General features: G+C 42.2%; 24 protein-coding genes and 1 pseudogene. 16 read left to right on the top strand and 9 right to left on the bottom strand.

Features of this window, described 5'->3' with window-relative positions; translation table 11 throughout:
* The coding region (locus tag CWO08_RS22885; protein ID WP_146161780.1) for a transposase at positions 1-457 on the bottom strand (457 nt) is incomplete at its 3' end.
* A 130-nt stretch (positions 458-587) separates the two neighbouring features.
* Between CWO08_RS22885 and CWO08_RS22880 the strand changes: the two genes are divergently transcribed.
* A complete protein-coding gene (locus tag CWO08_RS22880; RefSeq protein ID WP_108021179.1) occupies positions 588-959 on the top strand; it encodes a DUF4440 domain-containing protein in 372 nt (123 codons plus the stop codon).
* A 50-nt stretch (positions 960-1,009) separates the two neighbouring features.
* Here CWO08_RS22880 and CWO08_RS22875 read toward each other — a convergent pair whose 3' ends face one another.
* Complete coding sequence (locus tag CWO08_RS22875) at positions 1,010-1,966, bottom strand: IS110 family transposase (protein ID WP_102480197.1); 957 nt, start codon at positions 1,964-1,966, stop codon at positions 1,010-1,012.
* A 374-nt stretch (positions 1,967-2,340) separates the two neighbouring features.
* Between CWO08_RS22875 and CWO08_RS22870 the strand changes: the two genes are divergently transcribed.
* The 3 genes and pseudogenes from CWO08_RS22870 to CWO08_RS22860 all read left to right on the top strand — a co-directional run bounded on the left by CWO08_RS22870 (position 2,341) and on the right by CWO08_RS22860 (position 4,632).
* The gene (locus CWO08_RS22870) at positions 2,341-2,637 is read left to right on the top strand and encodes a hypothetical protein (RefSeq protein WP_055319294.1); all 297 of its coding nucleotides are present in this window, start codon (positions 2,341-2,343) and stop codon (positions 2,635-2,637) included.
* Between the two features lie 81 nt (positions 2,638-2,718).
* Positions 2,719-3,915 (top strand): annotated as a pseudogene (locus CWO08_RS22865) (IS3 family transposase).
* 156 nt (positions 3,916-4,071) lie between these two features.
* The gene (locus tag CWO08_RS22860) at positions 4,072-4,632 is read left to right on the top strand and encodes a hypothetical protein (RefSeq protein WP_146161779.1); all 561 of its coding nucleotides are present in this window, start codon (positions 4,072-4,074) and stop codon (positions 4,630-4,632) included.
* 99 nt (positions 4,633-4,731) lie between these two features.
* On the opposite strand, the gene CWO08_RS22850 is transcribed toward CWO08_RS22860, so the two are convergent.
* Positions 4,732-5,838, bottom strand: a complete 1,107-nt coding sequence (locus CWO08_RS22850) for a hypothetical protein (protein ID WP_108021176.1) — start codon at positions 5,836-5,838, stop codon at positions 4,732-4,734.
* Between the two features lie 320 nt (positions 5,839-6,158).
* Here CWO08_RS22850 and CWO08_RS22845 point away from each other — a divergent pair, with 320 nt between their 5' ends.
* From CWO08_RS22845 to CWO08_RS22810, 7 genes are all read left to right on the top strand, one after another.
* Entirely contained in the window at positions 6,159-6,716 is a 558-nt protein-coding gene (locus CWO08_RS22845) for a GIY-YIG nuclease family protein (protein ID WP_108021175.1), read from the top strand.
* Between the two features lie 179 nt (positions 6,717-6,895).
* A complete protein-coding gene (locus CWO08_RS22840; protein WP_108021174.1) occupies positions 6,896-7,108 on the top strand; it encodes a hypothetical protein in 213 nt (70 codons plus the stop codon).
* Positions 7,109-7,740: 632 nt separating this feature from the next.
* The gene (locus CWO08_RS22830) at positions 7,741-8,280 is read left to right on the top strand and encodes a hypothetical protein (RefSeq protein ID WP_108021173.1); all 540 of its coding nucleotides are present in this window, start codon (positions 7,741-7,743) and stop codon (positions 8,278-8,280) included.
* A gap of 170 nt (positions 8,281-8,450) precedes the next feature.
* The gene (locus CWO08_RS22825) at positions 8,451-9,197 is read left to right on the top strand and encodes a hypothetical protein (RefSeq protein WP_108021172.1); all 747 of its coding nucleotides are present in this window, start codon (positions 8,451-8,453) and stop codon (positions 9,195-9,197) included.
* Positions 9,198-9,333: 136 nt separating this feature from the next.
* A complete protein-coding gene (locus CWO08_RS22820) occupies positions 9,334-9,867 on the top strand; it encodes a hypothetical protein (RefSeq protein WP_181360061.1) in 534 nt (177 codons plus the stop codon).
* Positions 9,868-10,048: 181 nt separating this feature from the next.
* Positions 10,049-10,528: a hypothetical protein gene (locus CWO08_RS22815; protein ID WP_108021170.1), complete on the top strand. Its 480-nt coding sequence runs from the start codon at positions 10,049-10,051 to the stop codon at positions 10,526-10,528.
* A 67-nt stretch (positions 10,529-10,595) separates the two neighbouring features.
* Positions 10,596-10,922: a hypothetical protein gene (locus CWO08_RS22810; protein WP_108021169.1), complete on the top strand. Its 327-nt coding sequence runs from the start codon at positions 10,596-10,598 to the stop codon at positions 10,920-10,922.
* Between the two features lie 1,182 nt (positions 10,923-12,104).
* On the opposite strand, the gene rplY is transcribed toward CWO08_RS22810, so the two are convergent.
* Complete coding sequence (gene rplY, locus CWO08_RS22805; protein WP_017060373.1) at positions 12,105-12,383, bottom strand: 50S ribosomal protein L25; 279 nt, start codon at positions 12,381-12,383, stop codon at positions 12,105-12,107.
* A 368-nt stretch (positions 12,384-12,751) separates the two neighbouring features.
* Here rplY and CWO08_RS22800 point away from each other — a divergent pair, with 368 nt between their 5' ends.
* Together CWO08_RS22800 and CWO08_RS22795 are read left to right on the top strand one after the other, a co-directional pair.
* The gene (locus CWO08_RS22800) at positions 12,752-13,480 is read left to right on the top strand and encodes a glycosyltransferase (RefSeq protein WP_102479708.1); all 729 of its coding nucleotides are present in this window, start codon (positions 12,752-12,754) and stop codon (positions 13,478-13,480) included.
* 14 nt (positions 13,481-13,494) lie between these two features.
* The gene (locus CWO08_RS22795; RefSeq protein ID WP_108021168.1) at positions 13,495-14,802 is read left to right on the top strand and encodes an LssY C-terminal domain-containing protein; all 1,308 of its coding nucleotides are present in this window, start codon (positions 13,495-13,497) and stop codon (positions 14,800-14,802) included.
* A gap of 77 nt (positions 14,803-14,879) precedes the next feature.
* Here CWO08_RS22795 and CWO08_RS22790 read toward each other — a convergent pair whose 3' ends face one another.
* From CWO08_RS22790 to CWO08_RS22775, 4 genes are all read right to left on the bottom strand, one after another.
* Positions 14,880-16,226, bottom strand: coding sequence for an ATP-binding protein (locus CWO08_RS22790; RefSeq protein ID WP_108021167.1), 1,347 nt, complete (start codon positions 16,224-16,226; stop codon positions 14,880-14,882).
* Between the two features lie 127 nt (positions 16,227-16,353).
* Complete coding sequence (locus tag CWO08_RS22785) at positions 16,354-17,013, bottom strand: response regulator transcription factor (protein WP_017060377.1); 660 nt, start codon at positions 17,011-17,013, stop codon at positions 16,354-16,356.
* A gap of 61 nt (positions 17,014-17,074) precedes the next feature.
* Positions 17,075-17,473 (bottom strand): PepSY domain-containing protein, encoded by a 399-nt coding sequence (locus CWO08_RS22780; protein ID WP_048658387.1) that lies wholly within the window; start codon positions 17,471-17,473, stop codon positions 17,075-17,077.
* A 180-nt stretch (positions 17,474-17,653) separates the two neighbouring features.
* Positions 17,654-19,396, bottom strand: a complete 1,743-nt coding sequence (locus CWO08_RS22775) for a DEAD/DEAH box helicase (RefSeq protein ID WP_048658388.1) — start codon at positions 19,394-19,396, stop codon at positions 17,654-17,656.
* A gap of 97 nt (positions 19,397-19,493) precedes the next feature.
* On the opposite strand from CWO08_RS22775, the gene rsuA reads away from it, so the two are divergent.
* The 3 genes from rsuA to CWO08_RS22760 all read left to right on the top strand — a co-directional run bounded on the left by rsuA (position 19,494) and on the right by CWO08_RS22760 (position 22,242).
* On the top strand, positions 19,494-20,189 hold the full coding sequence (gene rsuA / locus CWO08_RS22770) for a 16S rRNA pseudouridine(516) synthase RsuA (protein WP_102478239.1): 696 nt from the start codon (positions 19,494-19,496) through the stop codon (positions 20,187-20,189).
* Positions 20,190-20,365: 176 nt separating this feature from the next.
* Positions 20,366-21,583 (top strand): Bcr/CflA family multidrug efflux MFS transporter, encoded by a 1,218-nt coding sequence (locus CWO08_RS22765; protein ID WP_108021166.1) that lies wholly within the window; start codon positions 20,366-20,368, stop codon positions 21,581-21,583.
* Complete coding sequence (locus CWO08_RS22760) at positions 21,583-22,242, top strand: DUF2913 family protein (protein WP_010441495.1); 660 nt, start codon at positions 21,583-21,585, stop codon at positions 22,240-22,242. Before CWO08_RS22765 ends, CWO08_RS22760 begins: the two co-directional genes overlap by 1 nt.
* 218 nt (positions 22,243-22,460) lie before the next feature.
* Here the strand turns inward: CWO08_RS22760 and CWO08_RS22755 are convergent.
* On the bottom strand, positions 22,461-22,680 hold a 220-nt coding region (locus CWO08_RS22755; protein ID WP_146161777.1), incomplete at its 5' end, for a DUF2867 domain-containing protein.

The following is a 22,680-nucleotide window of genomic DNA, read 5'->3' as shown; positions in this document are numbered from 1 at the left end:
GTTGGAACTTTGCGTCTTTGAGATCTTTCATTGCCGTTTCTCTGGCACGCGAGAGATCTCGAATAGCTTCATCTTCGGCTTCTGGTACATAGATGGGTGTAAGCTCTTCGGCTTTTAACAGCTTGGCGAGCTTTGCTGCGTCTCGTTTGTCAGTTTTAATTCTATCGCCTGGCTTCTTAGGTATAAGTGATGGAGCGACGACATAGCAGCAGTGTCCAAGGCTCGTAATCAGGCGATAAGTCCAGTAACCACATGGTCCTGCTTCATAGACAAAGTGCAGAGTGGCTTTTGGATACTTGGATTGCAGTTGTCTGGCCAATTTAATAAGCGCGGACTTGTTAGATTTAATACGGCCAAGGTGTTGTGGGTTTGCCCCTCGATGTTCTTGTAAAACAGCGACTTGAATAAATGACTTATGCGTATCTAAGCCAATGAAAATTATGCTATCTTTACTCATGCTAGCCTCCAAATTTAGTTGTTTGACGCACTAATTATGGCTCTGGCTTAAAGCTAACCCACGATATTGGAGGCTAGCACCTTTCGTGGGGGTCATTATGTCTATATGCCTTATCGAATTTGGAGAATATATGGATATATTGATTGAGCAAGAAATCGAACTTCATCAGTACGAAATACGTCAAAGCTTGCAAGATATCGAACGTCTGATTCATCCTCGCTTTTCTGAGGTTGGTAAATCAGGTACCAGTTATGACTTTGCTTCAATTATAGAAATGATGAGTTCAGAAGAACCTTCAGGGGTTCGGATTCATTCGCAAAACTATGAATGTGTCCAACTTGAACCATCGGTTCAGTTGTTGAAATATGAGTCAGTTTTAGTAGCACCGTCGGGCGAGACTAGCGATTATGCCAAACGTTGCTCTATTTGGGCTTTTAACGGCTCTCGTTGGCAACTGAAGTTTCATCAAGGGACTCCATGCCCAGTTTTTGAATTGGTCTAATATCAGGCTTGGGCAAACTGGCATATAACAAGAGACTATGGCGTCAATAGTTAATTTTTGACGCTATCTTTATCCCACATTGCGCCGTCTCTTAGCATTGAATTGAGTGTCACAACCATCTTTCTCATGCAGGCAACTATCGCTACTTTTTTAGGTTTTCCTGCCGCAAGTAATCGTTCATAAGTAGCCTTAAATACAGGGTTGCATTGGATAGCCGACATCATTGCCATGTACATGACTGTTCTAACTTGAGGCCGACCTCCTTTTATCATCCGTTTGCCTTTGAAGCGTCCGCTCTCTCTTGTTATAGGTGCGACGCCAATGAGAGAAGAGGCTTGCTTGTTAGTGATAAAACCGAGTTCGGGTACATTGCTAATTAGGGAGGCGGCTAGGATCTTTCCTACGCCAGGCATGCTTTGAAGGATGGTGTTCTTAGCTTGATATTCAGGGCAGCTCTCAATCAGCTTTTCTATCTTTGCCTCTACTTTTTCAAGCTGATTTTTTAGAGCGGTTAGAATCGGAGTAATAGTCGATGAGATGTTTTTGGGTAATATTTGTAGTCGGTTTCTTTCCATGGTTTGCATGGTGAGTAGTTGGTTCCGCCTCGTGACTAAGTCACTCATAAGGCGTATGTTTTCGCTTTTTAGCTTGGTAAGTTCGGGCTGAACTCGTTCGGCATAATGTGCGATGAGCTCGGCATCTAAACGGTCGTTCTTAGCTCGTTGACCAATGGCTTCAGCAAACCTTTTAATACGCAGTGGATTGGCAACGACATAAGGCAATTTGGCTTTATCACAGGCGAGTATGAAGGGCATTTCTAATCGACCTGTAGCCTCGATGACGACGCGTTGAGGTTTGTGTTTCTTAATGATTTTAATGGCATCGCTGATGCCTTTATCGGTGTTTGGTACGGTGAAGTAAATGTCGAGTGGACGGACATAGATGTCTAATTGTGACTTACCAGTATCAACGCCAACATTAATGTTTTGAAGTGTGTTTGTATTCATAATAAGCTAACTCTTGCTTGCAAATGCGGGCTCGAGACCCAGAAGACTATTCGAGTGTGGTGCTTGGAGTTCTATCTGACGTTCGTACTTGTTACCGGTCTCTCAATCGAGGAGCCATCGTTTAATCGAACTACCAGATAGAAGAACTTTAGTTGCAGCTAAAGTCTGGGTCTCACCTTACCCGATTGGAATGCTTATTATCCATACAAAGCGTTTAAGACATTCGCAACGCGTGGCATTTTTACTATGCGTTGAATGGCGGTATGCGGCGGCTTCAGTATTGCGTTGCTCACCCCTTAGCAGGGCGTTATACGATAGCGTGCATAGCATCCTATACTCTCATTGGTAACAGTCAGAATACGTTGGTGGTCATTATGAGCTATAGAGATACTTCGTTGTGGAATGATTTAAACGAACTCAGATGCTTAGAGGCTTTTAAAAAGTTGAAAAGTGAAGGGTTTCCGAGAGGTAAGCAAAGTGAGTATGCCCGTGAAATATCACTGAAGTCTGGATTAGAAGTCGGAAATATTAGTGCAAAAATTTGCAACTACAAATCAGTTGCTGGCATAAACAACGAGTCTCATGCTTCTGTTAATACGAGAGATTTTTACAATAAGTATAAATCTTACAGCATTAGTGAAATTCATGAGTTAGTGAAGTCACTTGAGTAAAATCGTATAACAAGCAATTTAAGATGCATTCTGTAGTTGACCCGATCTAGTGGACACCTTCAATAGTAATTGGAGGTGTTTATGCCAGCTTATAAATCAGGTAAAAAAACTCAACAATATCTTACGGAATTTAAGGTAACTGCTGTCCGACTTTCGCTTCGAGAAGGAGCTACAGTTAAAAGCGTGGCGCTATCATTAGATATCCACCCTTATATGCTTTCTAAATGGCGAAAGGACTATAGAGAAGGGGTTATTATGGAAGATAAACGTAAGAAAAGGACTCAGATCCCGAGCCAGAAAACTGAGTCTAGTCGGATTGCAGAGCTCGAACGTCAGAATGAACAACTTAAGCTCGAGAATGACTTGCTAAAAAAGTGGCAACGATTCGTTGCCCAAGAAAATCGACAAAATTCCGATTCATAGCCCATTACAAAACGCGTTATTCCATCGTATTGATGTGCCGTTTTCTATCTGTTTCTAAGTCGGGTTACTACGCATGGCTTGATAGAGAGCCAAGCCGCTACGTTCAAGAAGAGCAGGCTTTGAAGAAGCGTATAATTAAAGTGTTTACTCAGAGTCGAGAGACTTACGGCAGCCCACGAGTTCAGGCAGAACTGAGGCGCCAAGGAGTTTTGGTTAGCCGTAAGCGTGTAGTTCGGATCATGAGAGAGCAAGGGCTGAGAGCACGAAGTTATCGCATTTACATGAAAATGGCCAAGCTACATCGGTTCTATCAATCGATTAAGAATATTAAAAAAGACACACCCAAACCAACGGCAGTTAATCAACAATGGTCTGGAGATCTAACGTATATAAAGCAAGGTAAACGTTGGATGTATTTGGCTGTCGTTATCGACCTTTACTCACGTAAAATCGTCGGTTGGTCGGTTGGTCGGTTGGTCGCTTGGTAGTAAGAAGAGTACACAGCTAACGATGAGTTCGTTGAGAATGGCCATTAGAAATCGAAAGCCACAAGAGCGCTTGTTGTTTCACACCGACAGAGGCTCTGAATATCGAGCCCATGAAGTTCAAGCTTTATTATCAAAAAATGGAATGGTCCCAAGTATGAATCGTCCAGGTCATTGCACAGACAATGCGGAGGTAGAGTCGTTCTTCCATACGCTCAAAGGCGACATAATTAGGAAAAATAGTTTTAAAAGTGAGAAGCAGCTTAGAGATAAGCTTGCCGGTGATATCCAGCATTTTTATAACCGTTATAGACTGCACTCAAGTCTTGGATATCGAACCCTGCATGAATATGAAGTAGCGACGGGTTAAAGATAATAGGGTGTCCATTTTATCGGGTTAAGATCATTCCCAACGCTTAGCATTTTCAGTTTAAGCTTGAGTTTTGTATTTACGGTGCATTGGTTTAGGTTAGGTGGTTGCGTTGCTCACACCTTAATGCGGCGTTAGATGATAGGAGTATCGAAATTGATCTTAAGTACACTAGAAGCTATGAGTAAGTATGGTGTATGGGCTGTGCTATTTGGACTTCTGATGCTGTTCGGTTATCTCAAGTTGCAACACTTGTTAGTCCAGTATAACTCTAAAGCCAGTCAAGAAATTGAGATAATCAAGAGTAAACTAAGTTTAGTTGGCTCTAGCTATGCGAATCAACTGGAGCATATAGTTACTTACTATGAGACCTTATATCGACATTACTCTTTATGCCAAGATGTCGTAAACAAAGATGCGACAGAATTACCTTCGGGAGAGATAGTCGAGTCAAAAAGGGAGTATCTCGAAAAAATCGATGATATTGCGTTGTATTGGCATCAAATTACTCCACGAGCGAGGTTAATCCTCCCGAGAGAAGCAATCATACACCATGAGCAACTTATACAGCTTTTTAATCGTTTTAATAATTTAATTAAGAGTGATGAACCAAAGCATCAAGAAAAGCTTGGACTTATCTTTACTGATATTCACTATGAAAAAACTAAAATTGAAAATATCTTTAGGAATTATCTACATACTGACAAAATCATCTAACAAAGCATTTAAGAGTGATTCGCAACGCTTGGCAGTTTCGCTTCGCTCAAGTATAGCCAAGCGTTGCGAATCACTCTTAATGCGGCGTTATGCTATTCATCATGCCTCCGTTTCTTTGAAATAAGAACTGACGTTTTCATCTAAAAAGCTATTGAATGCATCCATACAAAAACTATGTCTAGCTTCTGCGGACTTAGTTCTTTGTTGAGATTTCTTCATTTGATACACAAATAGCAACGCTGCGTCCTCTGGAGAATCCTTTCCAGACTCAAATTTTCCTCCATTGTGCACAGAGCTAAGGCGTCGACTTAAAGACTTGAATAAATCTTTGTCATAAGTGATAGCTGATGTGATAGCAATAGAGTTACTGGAGCATTGAGATGTTAAGTCAGCCATAGATAACAGTTCTATATCAGCGAGCCCCATTAGGTCTCCTTTACTCTTAATTTTGAATAGCTTAGCTAGTCCATCCTTATCTCTATTCATCATGTTGCGAGCTTTCGGTTGTTTCTTGTTCTGATCAAACATTCGTTTTTCTACGAAGTTCATCAACGCCCATTTAACGTAAAATGGATTTAAATAATATAGCTTAATTTCTGGTATAAGGTTTTCAGCAACAGCCATTGGGATTGATATAGAGCCATCCTCTCGATCAAAACTCATAGTCCAATCTTGTGCTGCTAATTTTTCTACAGCCTTTTTAATGTTATTGGAATCTTTGTCAATCAACTTAGTTACGTTTTTTAGTTCTTTGTAATTTCTAAACCCTATCGTGTTGGTGGAAATGCCAAGTTTAATAGCAGCTTCTTCTACGATAGACATTGCGTTGTTATACTGAGAAATATTAGAAATTGGCTTTTGATTATTTAATTCATACAAAACAGTCGGTGTTATACGCAGAGAAATAGTAGCTCCAGCGTAGTCTTCCAAAAAGTAGAGTATTGAACTTGTTGCGATATATCTTATTTCTCTAAAGCGATTTTCATTTGAAGATAAAATATCTTGAATTATATTTGTATCTAAAATTATTGAAAATCTATTAGAGGACATTAGATACTCATTAAGTAAAGAGTGTAATTGAAATAAAGATTTAATGAATGTTTCTTTTTCTTTTTCAGATGCATTTCCTAAAAATCCTTTCAATAAGCTTTCTCTCTTAGCTTGACTTATTAAAACTTGATTTTCAAAATCACTCGTTATACGCATCGCAAACACTTTTTGATCGCTTGTACTTTTCTTATTACTAGATTTGAAAATAATACCACCTTTGCCTTTAGGCTTGATTTAGTTAGAATTTTTGTTCCATATCACTACAGTAATGTGGCGTAAACTTTGATTTTTCAATAGAGTTATAACGGAATAACTTAGATATGTGCGCAAGATCGTATAGCCAAGCATTAAAGACGGATTCCCAACGCTCAGCACTTTTGGTTTACTTTGAATTCCATGTTTACGGTACAATACTTTAAGTGCAGTGGTCTGCGTTACTCACCACTTAATGCAGCGTTATACATATAAGGTAAATTATGAGTTCAGGAAATCAGATTTATGTAATTGGTCCGTCAGGTGGTCCTTTAAAAATAGGTATCGCGTCAGATGTAAAAAGTCGAAGAAGCATACTGAATGTAGGTAATCACTTATATTTGCGTACTTTTCATATACATGATGCCGGGAGTCCAGAAGAAGCCAAGAGATTAGAGAATGAACTACATTATCACTTTAAAGATACCCACATTCGAGGTGAGTGGTTTGATTTAAGTGAACGTGATCTTCCACAAGTTAAACAACAGTTCCATTCTTTGATTCTATTTACAGATTCTGTTCCAAAGGGGTGGTCACTAGCTCGGAAAGGCTGTGATGAGTTTACGCCTGAAGTTTGCAAAAAAGCTAGAGGAGCATTGGGGATTGAACTCTCCGAGTTAGCAGAAAAAGCGGGTCTTACTGAAAGTACGGTGGCAAACTTTGAAAGCAATGCAACGTCACCAAGTATTGATACGGTAGAGGCATTAAAAAGTACTTTTGAAACGCTAGGCGTTGAGTTTATTAGAGAACAAGCGGGTAAATGTTTGCGTATTCTCGTGTGATACATGTATAACAAACTGCTCAAGAGGGGGGCGTTATGTGTCTGTAGCTTGGTTGATTTTGGAGTATTCGATGTGAGCGCATGTTGTTCGGTTTATGGTTTTGGGGTGTGAATTTTGTTGTTTGGAAACTAGACCCATCTTAGCTTTCGCTCTTCACGTTTTATTTGAGGAGTGAAAAAATGATTGATGTTAATTCGTATTTTGTACTTTGGAGTGTAACGCAACAAAAGTTCCATGTAGAGTCTGTGCAAGATATGTGTTCTAAAAACAATAAACACTCCCTAAATCAGCAGGTTTCCGATTATGTGGTTTTGGATTTTTCGAAAAACAACGAAGAAGCCAAAGAACTTGCGAAAAAATACCAAGCTAAAAGAGATGAAATTTACGCATAGTTTGAGAGAATTTTGGCTATTAAACTTTCCAGGTTGTAGTTCTTACACATAACAAATTGTTCAAGAGGGATTCGCAACGCGTAGCATTTTTACTATGCGTTGCGTTTTGTGTTTAAGATGGTATGCGGAAGCTACGGTGTTGCGTTGCTCACCCCTTAACAGGGCGTTAGTTGCGCTTAGAGATTTAGTGGTCAAATCATAGTCCCTTTAGCTATGCAGCGACAGGCCCCACTGCTTAACTTTATCTCCGGTGGCAGCGCCAATTAGCTGTTCGCTTTAGTAATTGAGGTTTCGCGGAACTGCTTTTTGTGTCCGTCCGTGAGCAACGAAAATGACATCTTCTTCAACCCGTTTCTCAGTGACTTCGGTGGTTTCTTTTTCGCGCCTACTCGCATTACTCGAAATATGTCAGTTCTGTCAGCTATCAAGTACGGCTTGGTGATAGTAATTTAGTTTGCGTCAAGCAGTTAGCATCTTGGTGCAATTAAAAGAATAGGGGCGTAGGCAACTAACAAACTACTCAAGTGGACGCCATAAGCTTGGCGGTTTTGGCTTGAAGTTTAGTGCGCTTAGTAAATTAATCGTCAGCGCCACTTAGCAGGGCGTTATGTTAACGAACGAAAGGAGTTCCAGTGGAAAAGAAACTTGAAGAAGCATTGAGAAATATCTGGCATGTAACGTCATTGGAAATGGGACAGAATATTCTCAAGTATCAATCTATTTGGGGTACAGATCCAGATGGAGCGGCTAATTTTCATCCAAATCAGGTTTCATCAAATATTCCTGATCAAGATAGTGAAATATCTATTGGCCTCAGATGGGAGGGGGAGATAAAGCTTTTGGATCTTAATGATTGTGAGCTGACGGGATTAAAGTCAGGTGTAATGTATGTAGTTTTAACTGAGGGTTTTCACAATCCGACCTTCGATACAGTTAAAGTATGGACATGCAAGATTCCAAGAGGTACAGATAGCCATCTTAGCTGTATTGATGTAGTACCTTTTACTGATATGTTGGATGATAGAAATTTTAAAAAGCAGTTTAGTAAGTTTCAAACTGAATGCTTAAAAACATTCCCAGTGAAAGTACCAAGTAGCCAAGAAATTTCACAAATAGTTAAGGCTATAACGGAATCTCCGAAAAAATCTTTGTTACAGCGTCTGTTTGGGTAAATCAGCATAACAAAGCATTTAAGAGTGGCTCTCCTTACGCTTGCCGGTTTCGCTTCGCTCACAGTATGGCAAGCGTGCGTCACACCTTAATGCGGCGTTATAAGCTCAATATATGCATTTAGATTAACCTGTGATATCAAGGTGATATTCTTATTCGTTTGGAGCGTGAAGTGTCTGAAATAAAACAAAAATTATCAGTTTCGGTGTTCGAGTCATTACTGAAACCCAGTACAGATTACTTAGGCACTGAATTAAAGGGCTACTTTCAACATCGAATTGAAGGCGCTAAAGCTAAACGAGAGGAACAAAACCTCCTTTCACACATTGAATCGGTTCGCAAAAAGTCGGTTAGCAAGCAAGAGACTGAACTTTCTTATTCGCAACTGGAACTATTTGAGCAATGGGCAGGGGAAGTAGAAAAGATAGATCCCTCAGATGAAACGCTATCAGGTATCTGGCATAACTTACTATTAAACTCTGAGGATAGTTTTAATTCTGAAGTATTGCTGACAAAGCTTAAGAAACTATCATCTGGAGACGCTATAACTCTAATTAAGGTGCTCAATCGAGATAGCTTGAGTAGAGAGGATCGTTATCGTCTAACAACTTTAAAAGCTTTGGGATTGGTCGAACAAAATGAATTAAAAACAGGGTTGATCCAATTTTTATTTATGGCAATCACATTTTTAGCGCTCTTATCAACGGTCGTTCTTCTGTTTTCTCCTCCCGAAGTACTAGCAAGTCTTTCCAAGCCAGTTTCTAAAACAGTAGCTTTCCTACCTATGATTGCTTCTGGGTTAAGTGCTATTGGTATTATAAAGTACCTCAAGGCAGGTAATGGCAAACGTTTCAATATTTGGCGGCTTACTTGGCTAGGAGATCGGTTAGTCTCCCTTAGTAAAAAAGAACTCTTATAACAAACAATTTATGAGTGATTCGCCACACTTGGCATTTTGGGTTTGAGTTTAGTTTTGTGTTTACGGTGTCCAAATTGAGTCTCGTAGTAGCGTGGCTCACACTTTAATTGGGCGTTAGTTTTTTTAGAGGAAATAAATGAGTTCGTTAGATATTCAATTCTGGTCGATGATCGGTACATGGGTTGCAAGTGTTGGTACAGTTTCTGCTGTGATCACATCTTTGTGGTTTGCTTATAATCAGAACAAAATTAAGCTACGCATCACAGTTCGACATATGCAATTAGTTAGCCGAACCGAGGAAAATTCCCCAGATCATTGTGTGGTTAAAATTGTTAATCTGAGTAATAAACCAGCTAAGATTGAAAGCATAGGGTGGAGAGCGGGTTTTTGGAAAAACAAGGTTAGTTTCATTCAAATGTTCAAGCTACCTGGTTTTGACGATTTACCAAAAGTTTTAGCTGAGGGAGAAGACGCAACATTTGCAGTTCCGTTCCGCTATAAAGGAAATGACGAAGACTGGATTGTCCGTTTTCCTAAATCAGTTACTGAAACTTCTAAGTTTAACCTTTACTCATTGAAACTGTGGGTTCATACGACACAAGGGCAGACCTTTGCTGTAAAACCAGATAAAGGTCTATTTGAACAGCTAAGAAAATCACTACAAAGCTAACAAACAATTTAATCAGATTCGCAACGTTCGGTATTTTAGGTTTGAATCAACTTTAGTGATTAAGGCACAATGTTCGGGTTAAGTGGCAGCGTAGCTCACTACTTAATTGGGCGTTAATATCTTGAAATATCGAATTTAATCCCCATTTAGAAAGAAATTATATATTTGAGTCACTATAACTATGGGTACAGATGACAGTGGGGTCGAGTCAGAACAAACGTGCGCAGAGAGGTTGTATAAATGGGCTAAACCGAAAGTAGAGGTTTTGCGTGTTTTACTTCAATTTGTTGTTGGTTTGTTTATTTTCTACACGATTTTCTTAAAGGTGTTTCAGTTTGCAGGTTTTCAATTCGAGATACTGCCATTAGCAACTAAACTGTATGGGAAAGCATTTCTTGAGATTATTGGTGGCTCATTGCTTGTATCATCGGCGATAGAGCTTGGATATATGCTATTTACCCCCGGTCCTGATGAAGCAATTGATCCGTTGATTCTTTCAATTACGGCATCGGCACTAATCGCCTTATCTAAAGATGAAGCAACTTTATTTGACAGTGCTTACCTTATGGATGCAGCTATCATCATTCTATTTTCCATAAGCTTAACACTATTGTTCTATTTACGATGGAAGTGTTCTCAGTGGTTTAGCGATATGAGCTAGCGGTGTTATAACAAGTGTCTAAGACGCCATGTCCTACCCTAAGAAGTAACACTTTATGGAGGTCGGTATGAATATCAAAGAGTCTGATTGGAAAATCTTTTGCGAAATAAAGAGTGAAGCAGCGAAAGTGTTTTGTACTCGACAGCTAGATGAAGCCATCAAAACGATTACTGATGAAGTAGAATCTGTAGGGGAAAGGTTCAACTTTATGTGTCAGCACTCTAAAGAATCTCAAAAGCAAATGAAGTCTATCTTTGATGGCCACTCTCGAAGCCGTGCATTTATTCAGCTCATGCAAATGTGTGAGGAAGGCTTGGTTGCACCAGAACAATTTGAACGCCTTTCAGACGAACTCAAAAAAGACATTACGAGTATTCTAGAAAGAAGAGCCTAAGGAAAGTTGGCTAATCAGGCCGCTTCTTTTTCATAGCTGCAACCATCTCAATATTATTCCTTTTTATTCGCGAATTCGGATATCCGCTACATTTTTGCTTCGGCAACCTCACTTTTACGAGTTTATTATACGAGTTGTATTGAAAATCGTAGAGTTACTCGGTTTTTTCTCCTTCAAAATGCCGTTGATTTTTAAGAATTAGCACTAGAATCTGGATTGAGATTTCTTCCAAAAAAGTGTCAACGTTACTTTGTCAATAAAATCTCTCGCTAGCCCTTTAAATCCGTGCGCTCTAGGTGAGCTGAAAAGTGTCACCTAGAGTGCACGAAGGTGGGGGGTACGGGAGTTTATGCTTGTGATGCGACCAGAGCCCCACCATCACAAATTCTTGGACCAAATGCTTTAATATTTTAGGTTTGCATGGACGTTCGAGTTGTTATTCGGAATCCGAATCCATGATTTTGGGACAGATAAGCCGAGTGTTATGTTCTGAAAAATGAGAGTGCGGATCAGTGAGTGCCTATAGGCCTTTAAAGTTCTTAATACTGGATGAGTAGGTTTACTTGCTAATGGCTAGTTCTGGCGTGCTATGTCATTAAATGAGAGTTGAAGGATTAGGTTGGAAGGTGGTGTTAAGAATGAACGAAAGGCTAGAAGTGTTTTCTTGATCGCCTTTCAGTGTTGTTTGATTAGCCTGGAGTGTATTACGTGGTGGTAAAGCCCAATCCAATATACATGAATGTAAGTAGGCGGCTCTCAGCGCTAGCGAGTTATGCCAAAGGAGTAGTTCTTATTCTTGATTGCTCTATTCGTTTAGAAGTGCGTACAAAGCCATATAAGTAATATTCTAGATGCTAGTCGGTTTTGTTTTTTGTTTGATTCGTGTGTTGAACCTAGCGAAAAAGCGGTCTAGTCTTACTGTTAGAAAAACTACTGTATAAGTCCACCTTTCGTCCACCCTTAATCCACCCAAGCAAGATTGGGATAAAGTGGGGGAGAAGAAAGTTGATTATTTTCAGTGTATTGCGCGAGATTTACGACGTTTTTGATGGCTCAAAAACGGTGAAACCCCGATGTTGGTAGCATCGGGGTTTCGAATTTCTAGATTTCTCGACTGGTAAGATCGATTATCTTTTCTATGCAGAAGGCTGGATTAATCCAATCTTATTCCTTGGTAGGGAATTAGATACGGATGAAGTCCATGTGCTCAACTTTTGGCTTGAACGCGTGACGTTGAACGTCTTGTGGCTTAACCTTAACTTCTGCGCCGTCAATCAGTAGAGTGATTGCTTCGTAGAATTCAGGCTTGTCCATTTGGTTGATCACGTCAGCGTGAACAAGTTCGATAGCTACAGCTTCAGCTTCGCCACCGTAGATTACAGCTGGGAATTTACCAGCGTGACGTAGGCGGCGGCTCGCACCTTTACCTAGTTCAGTACGTACTACTGCTTCAAATTTCATAGTTTTACTCTCAAATTAGTAAAAATTAACTTCACACCTCAATGCGACCTTGAGTGTGTGGTAATGCTTAGACACAAACGAGTTCATGCTTAAGCGAGCGCGGATACTAACATCACATTCCAATATGAGCAAGTAAGAAGCCCATCTCAAAGTGAATTTCCTTAGATAATGGGTTCATTTGGAGATAAAACGTTCGCTAACGCTTGTTTCGCGTATTTTAACCCCTTTACAGCACCACTCTCATCTATTTATATCACTGCTAAATCATCAAGTTAATGAACGGAAAATGAATGTTTGCCTAAGACTTGGTTAAGGCTTGGTTCGTTAATCTTAGTGTTAATTAAACAGCAGAATGAATAGGTGAAAATATGGAACCGGTAAGCATTGTCGTAATTACGCTAAACGAAGAGAAACGCATTAGCCGCTTAATGGAAGAGCTGAGCGTGCAAACCCACCAAGAGTTTGAAGTAATTGTTGTCGACTCGAACAGTGAAGATAACACAAGAGAAGTGGCACAAGCTTATGAAAACGCGTTGCCAAAATTAACTGTTCATCATATGGAAAATCGTGGTGTGAGCCTTGGCCGAAACACAGGTGCGTCATTGGCGCAATACAACAGGATCCTTTTCTTAGATGCTGATGTGAGCTTGCCTCGAAATTTCCTTGCGAAAGCGCTTTACGAGCTAGAAGAGAAGAAGCTTGAAGTGGCCGGAGTGTACATGAGTTCGAAAGGTCTGCCGCTTGTGCACAAGCTTGGTTACGGGCTATTTAACGCAGGTTTGTTTACTACCCAGTTCTTTTTCCCGACGGCGATTGGTGCGTGTATTTTCTCGACGAAACGAGCGCATGATGAGATCGGTGGGTTCGATGAAGAGATCGTGTTGTGTGAAGATTGTGACTATGTAAAACGAGCGAGCAAAACATGGCGATTTAGATTCCTGAATATGACTTTTGGGTTTGACCCACGTCGTTTAGACCAAGATGGCGTTGTGAAGACAGGCTCTACTTATCTTAAAGCCAATGTAAGACGCTTCTTTAAAGGCGAAATGCGTAACAACGAGATGAACTACAAGTTTGGTCACTACAAAGAACAGTAAGCATTGAGGTTGTTATGTTTGATGGACTAGGGCTTTTTCTGGGAGCATTGGGTGATGCTCTCATTGGCCCAAACCTATTTGTACCGGGAGAGCCCTTTTTTATCGCAGCGGGCTTTCAGCTGTATTCAGGTGCATGGATGGCGTTGGTTTTGGTGATGCTAGGTGGTTTGCTTGGTGACCAACTCAGTTATTTCATTGGTTATAAATACGGTGCTAAGGCGCAACGAAGGCTCATTAAGTTTCGTCCTAAAACCAAAAGATTAATTGCGCGCTGCCGCTATCTGGTTGTTCGCAAAGGCATGTACATCATTCTTTTTGCTCGTTTGTTAGGGCCTATTGCTTGGGTTGTGCCATTTATAGCTGGCTCGCATCGTGTACCGTGGCGCAACTTCAGTGCATTAGCCGTTATCGGCTTGGCCCTTGGTGGCGGGCAGTTTGTTGCTTGGGGTATGTTACTGGCACACGGCGTTGAAAACTTTCCGTGGCTCAATAGCCTTAAGATATTTATCTCTGAGCATAATAGTTTGATCGTCGGGGTATTCGCGGTATTGGTTTTCACCATTATTGGTTATCGAATGAAGTGGCGACGTTTGGTACTTAAGTCGAGTGCGCTGTTATTGGCATGGGTATTGTTTGCAAACTACGCTCACTTTTTTTGGAAAGCGGATGACTTTCAGAATCAACCAGAGACGGCTCAAATAAACAAAGTCGACTGGAATTCGGTTACCTATAAAGCATTCCCAGGCAAATCGTCATTCTATTCAGCGCAAGCGATCAACGTCATTTATGTTGGCGCAACCCCAAGAGACTTAATGAAGCAATTAGGCTGGATAGAGAATCAAACATTCTCTCGAAATGAGATTGAATGGGCTGGTTATCTCGCATTGCTTAGAGACAAAACGCCACCTGTGTCTGATTTATATTGGCGAGATAAGCCACAAGATATGGCGTTTCAATTGCCGGGTAACCTGATGAAGCGCAGCCATATTCGCTGGTGGCGTGCAGGTGTTGATATTAAAACTAACCAGCCTCAGTGGTTAGGCGCAATTAGCTATGACGATGGCCTTAAAGTCGCGCCTTACTCAGGCATTGTGACCGTACTTCATAACATTGACCCTAATGTTGATGAAGAGCGAGATAGGCTCGCTAATCAGATACGAATGTCACTACCTGACATCGAGCTAGACAAGTACCCATTGGCAACGGTGGAAGTGATTAATGAAGATCATGACTATTATACAGATGGTAGGATTTTAATGATTGGATCAACGACCCTGAGTGATGATTCGCAAGCTTTGGATGTTGCTGTGAACGATATATAGGGTCGTATATAAGGTCGATTGAACTAAGCCCTAGCATTGCGCTAGGGCTTATTGCGTTTAACTTTTACTGAACGTGGTTAGCCTTTGCTTAGTTTAAACACCAGAGAAGCTTTTAAGCCGCCCATTGAGCTTTTGCTGAGCGTTAGGCTGCCTCGGTAGCTGTGTGCCATTTCATTCACGATGTTAAGCCCCAAGCCTGTTCCTGGTGTGGTTTCATCAAGTCGAACACCACGTTTGGTCACTTGCTGAAGCTTCTCTTCAGGAATGCCTTGGCCATCATCTTCAATCACCAATTCAATGTTGCCATCGTCGAGTTCATTTGCATGGACACGAATTATATTGTTCGCCCACTTGTAACTGTTCTCTAGTAAGTTGCCGACCATTTCATCAAGGTCGGTTTTTTCGACCGCCACTTCAATCTCTGAGTCTAGCTCGTTAATCATGGTAATTTCGTTGGCAGCGTACACCTTATCAAACGCCATTGAGATAGCTTCAACACGCTCACAAGGTGAAGACTTCACCGAAAGAATGTTCATTGAACCCGCCATGCGCGCACGGCCAAGATGATAGTCTATTTGGCTTTGAATCTGATGAATAGGCTGTTGTAGCAGTGCCTTGTCATCCTCAGGAAGTCGTTCTATCTCATTTTTCAGAACCGACAGCGGCGTTTTTAATGCGTGAGATAGGTTTCCAGCGTGGTTACGAGCTCGTTCCAGTAATTCTTGGTAATGAAAAAGAAGAGCATTGAGGTCTGATACTAATGGCGAAACTTCTTTCGGGTAGTTATCGCTTAGCCCTTGCTGCTCGCCGTTTCTTAGCATCACCAGTTCGCGCTGCATTTTACTGAGCGGTAGCAGCGACCAACTGACTTGTATGCCGATCAACATAAGCACGCCAACAAACAACAGCATTAGGATTAACCAGACTTGGCCAGTAAGCTCGGTCAGTGTGGATTCTAGCGGATCTTCATCAATACCAATAGTAATCGTGACAGGGTCGCTCAGTTCAGGCAGGTAGATATCCTGCTCGATGTAAATCAGCTTTTCTTTCTCAGGCCCTTTGACTGATGTGTGAATCGGCGAACGCTTAATGGTGAGGTCTTTATCCCATAGCGAGCGAGATCGAATGATCTGTTCTTGGGTAGCGGCACGCCAATAAATACCACTGTAGGGCTGGTTGAACCTAGGATCAGACAGACGCTCTGCCATGATCAAATTGCCATTGTCATTGGTTTCGATATTGGCGGTTAACTCATCCATGGTTAAGCCAAGCTGCTGCTTCATATCATCGACGAGGTAGTCGTTAACCAGTTTCGGAATCCCTACACCTGCCGCTAATATCATCGCACCTAGCCAAAAAGCCGCAGCGAGGAGCAAGCGGCTTTTTAGACTGATGTTTTTAAGTGTTCGTTTCTTTAGATTCATGCATTTCTAGCCTGCCTTTGCTCATCGTGACTTATCAGTATTGCGACGATCAGAACAGGCTGTCCATTTAATTGGCTATTACACTGAGTTTTGTTGACAGTTGCTTATAGTGTAATTAGATAGGGCGCTATTCAGCATTCAGTTGGTAGCCAAGGCCACGAACAGTTTTAATGATCTTTGGTGCGATTTTTTTGCGAATACGACCAATGAACACCTCAACTGTGTTTGAGTCACGGTCGAAGTCTTGTTTATAGATGTGTTCAACCAGTTCTGTACGCGAGATAACCTTGTTTTGGTTATGCATGAAGTACGCGACAACTTTATATTCTAGTGCGGTTAGGCTAACCGCTTGGCCTTGCCATAATACTTTAGAACTGCGTGTGTCTAGGCTTAGGTCTCCGATTTGAAGTATAGGGGCAGCACTGCCTGACGCTCGGCGCAGTTGAGCACGAATACGGGCAATCAGCTCGACCATCTCAAATGGCTTAGTTAGATAGTCATCAGCACCTGCGTTTAAGCCCTCAACACGTTGGGTTAGTGTGTCACGAGCACTTAAGATAATCACAGGTGTGTTGATGTTTTCGTCTCGAATGCCTTTTAATACGGTTAGGCCGTCAAGCTTAGGTAAACCTAAATCGAGGACAATCGCGTCCCACTCTTCTGACGTTGCGCGGTAGAGTGCGTCGATACCATCTTGAGAAAGCTCCGGAACCCAGTCGGCTCCCTCAAGTGTTTCAATAATTTGTTGGCCCAAACGAGGTTCGTCTTCAACGACTAAAATTTTCATAATTGTTCTTCTTAATTCTTGTAATGACTGTTCGTCGTGCTTAACTATTCGTCGTACTTAATTAGTCGCCGTGTTTAATTGCGTCTTTAAAGTTGCGGCCTTTGATCATAAGCATTTCTAACGTCTCAGCGTTGTATTCGACTTTGATGATGTTGTTTTGGTAATTGATTTTTAGTTCATACACCCAAATGTCGTCATCTTCTTCTAGTTCTACTTTTATGATTCTGCCATGAAGATCGTTTTCAACCGCGGCATACATTTCTGAGAAAGGGCGAATGTAGCCTTCTCGTACGGCTTCGTAGACTTCGTCTTGATCTTCTTCAAATTCGATGCTGGTTCCTGCTTTATGAACGTCCTGCACTAATTCATGACCATTATGATGTGAGTCAGCCCATGCGCCAGTAGAAACAAATAAGCCTAAGCTTATAGAAAACAAAGAAATCATAGCTTTACTAAACATAGCGAATCCTAGAGAAGGTTGATAGCGTTCAGTATAAAAAAGTAATTCTGAACAGAAAGTGAACCTGATTAATAATGAGAATTTGATACCGAAAAACTTAACGCTTAAATGGCGTAGGCTTTAATACATAACACTAACTGCCGAGTGTTAAGAACGTAATACTTACCTTTATTCTTAACTTTAACGCTGCTGTAATTCGTCTTCGAATATCTTGTCTCTCATTTTCCAAAAGCGTCCGACTTTACGTGCAATCACGAACTGAGGTGGGCGGAACCTATGTTGGTGAGCAACCACTTTCGATGGTGATGCTTCTTCAAAAGGGCGATGTCTGTCTGCTAGGTGAGGGCGAACAAACTGGTCTTTGAAGTTCTGCTTCTGTTTCTTGGTGGTTAATGACCAAAACTCATGCACTTGCGCTTGGTTTTCACCGCGATAGGTGACTTTAAGTTGTGATTTACCTTTGTCGTCCTTAAGTACGTTCAAGTCCATTTCTAAACACTCAAACACCAACGCATCTTTTAGGTTTAACGCTTCCTTAAGCTTTTTGTCTGGGTCGACTAAAGTTGCATCACACTCATGACAAATGCGTGCGGCAATGTCGTTGTCAGCGCCGCATTCACCGCAGTATTTCGCTCGGAAACGATAGTTACAGTGTTCGCGTTCGCCCGTGTCTTCATCGGTAAAGTAGCCTTGGCATTTACGACCAAAGTGCTCAAGCAAGAAGCCATTGCTGTCTAGTTTGCCCCAAAAGTTATTATTGAAGCCGCACGCCGGGCAAGGGATGGTGATGATTTCACTGTCTGAATCTGGTTTTGGATCGCCGACCTCAGGTTGGTAAAGGTCGTAACTATTACCCGCATAGTCGAGCACCAGACACTCTTTCTTACCTGGGGATAGGCGTAAGCCACGGCCGACGATTTGTTGATACAAACTGATGGATTCGGTAGGGCGTAAAATTGCGATTAAATCGACATGTGGCGCATCAAAGCCTGTGGTTAATACCGATACGTTGACCAAGAATTTGATTTTACGTTCTTTGAAATCATTGATGATTTGGTCACGTTCGAGTGTTGGCGTATCGCCAATCACAATCGATGCTTCACCTTCGGGTAATAAGCCGAGAATCTCTTGCGCGTGTCGAACGGTGGCGGCAAATACCATGATGCCTAGCTTGTCTTGGGCCAGTTCAATTATCTGGTCGACAATCTGCGGGGTCGCGCGTTTCGACTGCTCGATCACCATATCAAGCTCTGCTTCTTTGTAGCGACCAGTGCTCGCTGGCTTTAACTGTGAAAAGTCGTAGCTCAATACGGGCGCATCTATCATGCGCGCAGGAGTTAAGAAACCTTCGTCGAGTAGGTAACGAATCGGCAGTTCGAAAATACAATCTCTGAAAAACCTGGGTTCTTCAGATCGTACTTGGCCGCGGGTGTGATACTGGTAAAGCCAACCCATACCAAGACGATAAGGGGTCGCGGTTAGGCCAAGCACCTTGATACCCGAATTATTCTCGCGCAAGTGAGTGATGACTTTTTGATAGCTACTGGTCTTTTCATCGGGAACACGGTGACATTCATCGATCACCAACAGTGAAAATTGGTTAGAGAATGAATCGAGATTTCGAACCACAGATTGAACGGATGCGAAGACCACTTGTTGGTCTGTCTCTTTACGGCCTAAACCAGCAGAGAAAATCGAGCCCTTCAGCCCGTAGCCTTCATACTTTTCATGGTTCTGTTCAACCAACTCTTTTACGTGAGCAAGTACCAACACTCGACCTTTCGCAAGCCTTGCCAACTCTGCAATTACAAGGCTTTTTCCTGCACCAGTCGGAAGCACGAGCACAGCCGGAGTTTGGTGTTTTCTGAAGTAATGAATCACTGATTTTACAGAATCAGCTTGGTACGGGCGGAGTGTATACATATCGCGTCTTGTAAGAAGGAAAACAAATAGTGTGAAATAGCTCAACTAATTGAGCAAAGGTGACTATAATACCCGACTTAGATTAGTTGAGGTATTCATGCGTTTAGATAAATTTCTGTGCGATGCATTAGGCGTCACTCGAAGAGAAGCAACACACTTATTAAAATCCAAGGCAGTGACAGTAAATGATGTCATTCAAAAAAGCGGTTCACTCAAGGTAACTGAAGAGTGTGTCGTGGAATGGCAAGGCAATGAATTGAATGTTCATGGCCCACGTTACATCATGCTTTATAAGCCAGAAGGCTTTGTTTGCTCGCATGAAGATGGCGCAAATCGTATCGCGTTTGAACTACTCGATGAAATCAAAATGGACAAGCTGCACTTTGCTGGCCGTTTAGATATTGATACAACAGGTCTTGTGTTGATTACCGACGATGGTAAGTGGTCTCACCGTATCACTTCGCCAAAGCACAAGTGCGAGAAGACGTACCGTGTGTGGTTGGTTGAACCTGTTGAAGGCGATTACGTTGAGAAATTCAAAGAGGGCATCCAGCTTAAGAGCGAAGATGGCCTAACACTTCCTGCACACCTAGAAGTTCGTGCAGAGCGTGAAGTGCTGCTAACGATTCACGAAGGCAAATACCACCAAGTTAAACGTATGTTTGCAGCACTTGGTAACAAAGTAGAAGCACTGCACCGTGAACGTATTGGCGAAATTGAGATGGACGAATCTTTAGAGTTAGGTGAATACCGTTACCTAACACAAGAAGAAGTCGACTCGATCTGGAAGTAACCCTTTCTATCGAAGATGTAGCCGACCAAGGATAGCGTCGGCTGATTATTTTGACTGGTACTAGGACAGTTTCAGCCATTATTGCTGTACGCATGTTTGTGTATCACTGTGCGTATTCGTGTATCACTGTGTGGATGCTCGTGCTCACATAGAACCTAGTACTTAGTCGGAGAGTTATGCAAACATCTACCCAACAGACACCAAGCTCACAACCACAAACTCCTCAGTTAGGTTGGATGCTATTTTTGGTTCTGGGTGCGATTGGTGCACTGACACCACTCGCCATTGATATGTACCTGCCCGCTATGCCAACGATCGCCAAAGATCTTGGCGTGACAGCGGGTGAAGTGCAGATCACACTTACAGCGTATACCGCAGGTTTTGCACTCGGTCAGTTGTTACATGGTCCGTTAGCCGACAGTTATGGTCGCAAGCCTGTCCTATTGATTGGTGTATTCTTCTTTGCGATCGCGTCTGTTGTGAGTGCCACTACTCATGGTATTGAAGCACTAACACTAGTTCGTACCGCTCAAGGCTTCGCAGGTGCAGCGGCAGCGGTAATAATTCAAGCCGTTGTACGTGACATGTTTGACCGTGAAGATTTCGCAAGAACCATGTCGTTCGTTACCTTAGTAATGACGGTTGCACCGCTTATCGCGCCTATGATTGGTGGTTATTTAGCGTTGTGGTTCGGTTGGCGTTCAATTTTTTGGGTATTGGCGATTTTTGCAGTGATTGTGATTCTCGCGGTGATAGTCAAAATTCCTGAGACACTGCCTGCCGACAATCGTCAACCATTGCGCTTTAAAACCACGATTCGTAATTACGCTCGTTTATGTAGAAACCCGACCGCTATGGGGCTGATTTTCTCTGGTGCGTTCTCGTTCTCTGGGATGTTCGCATTCTTAACAGCAGGCTCTTTTGTCTACATTGATGTCTATGGCGTACGTCCTGACCTGTTTGGTTACCTATTTGGTCTGAACATTGTTGCGATGATTCTGATGACGACAATCAATGGTCGAATCGTTAAGAAGGTCGGTTCTCATACAATGTTGAGGGCAGCGCTGGTCATCCAATTACTGGCTGGCGTAGGTTTACTTGTCGGTTGGGCATTGGATCTCGGGCTTTGGGGAATTGTGCCGTTTGTGATGCTATTTATTGGGACCATTTCTACTATTGGCAGTAATTCTATGGGGCTGCTGTTGAGTGGTTATCCGAACATGGCAGGAACGGCTTCATCGCTTGCAGGAACATTAAGATTTGGTACTGGTTCTGTCGTTGGTGCGATCGTTGCGATGCTACCAAGTGACAGTGCAGGGTCTATGGCTATGGTAATGGCTGCGTGTGCAGTACTGTCAGCATTACTATATTGGACATTAGGAAAGAAGGCATAATGTCAAAATACTATATTGAAATTCAGAAGTTAGTGAACGATGCGTTAGGCGAGCTATATGCTCTACATAAGTCTGGCAAAGCCATTGACGCACCTATCGCGAACAATCTTTACCTTGTTCGCTGGGTAACAAAAGCGATTAAATCTCAAGCGTATGATCGCGTGATTGTGCCTGACTTAGTTCGTTGGCAGAAGCAGGGTCGCTCAAAAGGCAACAACTCTGATTTAACTTTTACCTTTAAACGTATTTCTGCGTTCTACGGACGTTTTTTCCCTGAAGGCGAAGAGCCTAAAGCGCTAAAAGACAGTGATGTTGAAGCGTTCATGGACAAAATGTACGAGATGGGTTGGAGCGTATCGAGTGAAGACGAGCTAACGACTGGCGGCAAGATTCAGTTCTTCACCGATGGTGAGCACTCTTTTGCCTTGTGTGGCAAACAGTGTGACGACTCTTTCGATGGTGAGTTAATGGTTAAGCCAATGAACTGGTTTGTTCGTGGCAACCACGCTGAGTTTATTCAAGCAGCGATGGAAGCAGGCTTCATGCTTCACAAAGTGACGGACTATAAGTCTGCAGTGAAGTATCACGGTGAATACATCGTTTACCCTGCTAACCAAGGCAACCAACTGGCTGAGATCCCGATTAGCGTTATTGGCTAGTAGCGGATTCGGGATACGAGATGAGAGATACGAAGAGCGGAATTATCCGCTCTTTTTTTTGCCTCTCATAGCGCGTGTCGCAAATTTTCTGTTAAGTCTTTTGGCATCCCGCCACTCGAATCCCGAATCTGCTTTTAGTCTTTTCTCATCTCGACACTCGAATCCCGTATCTGCTTTTAGTCTTTTGGCATCCCGCTACTCGAATCCCGTATCTGCTTTTAATCTTTTCGCATCTCGCCACTCGAATCTCGTATCTGCTCTTTAGCCTGCTTCTCAATCGCCTTCACCATGCCTTTAAAGATAAACAGGTGAGCAGGCATCATTGCGAACCAATAGAGTAGACCTAGAAAGCCTTTTGGGTGCCACCAAGCTGATATGTTCAGTTCACGAGAATCGCCGTTGTCAGAAACGGTAATTTCCAGTCGTCCTAAGCCTGGA

The sequence above is a fragment of the Vibrio sp. 10N.286.48.B8 genome, assembly GCF_003050085.1.
In the GTDB taxonomy this organism is placed as follows: Bacteria; Pseudomonadota; Gammaproteobacteria; order Enterobacterales; family Vibrionaceae; genus Vibrio; species Vibrio crassostreae.
This window is presented reverse-complemented; position numbering and strand designations above follow the sequence as displayed.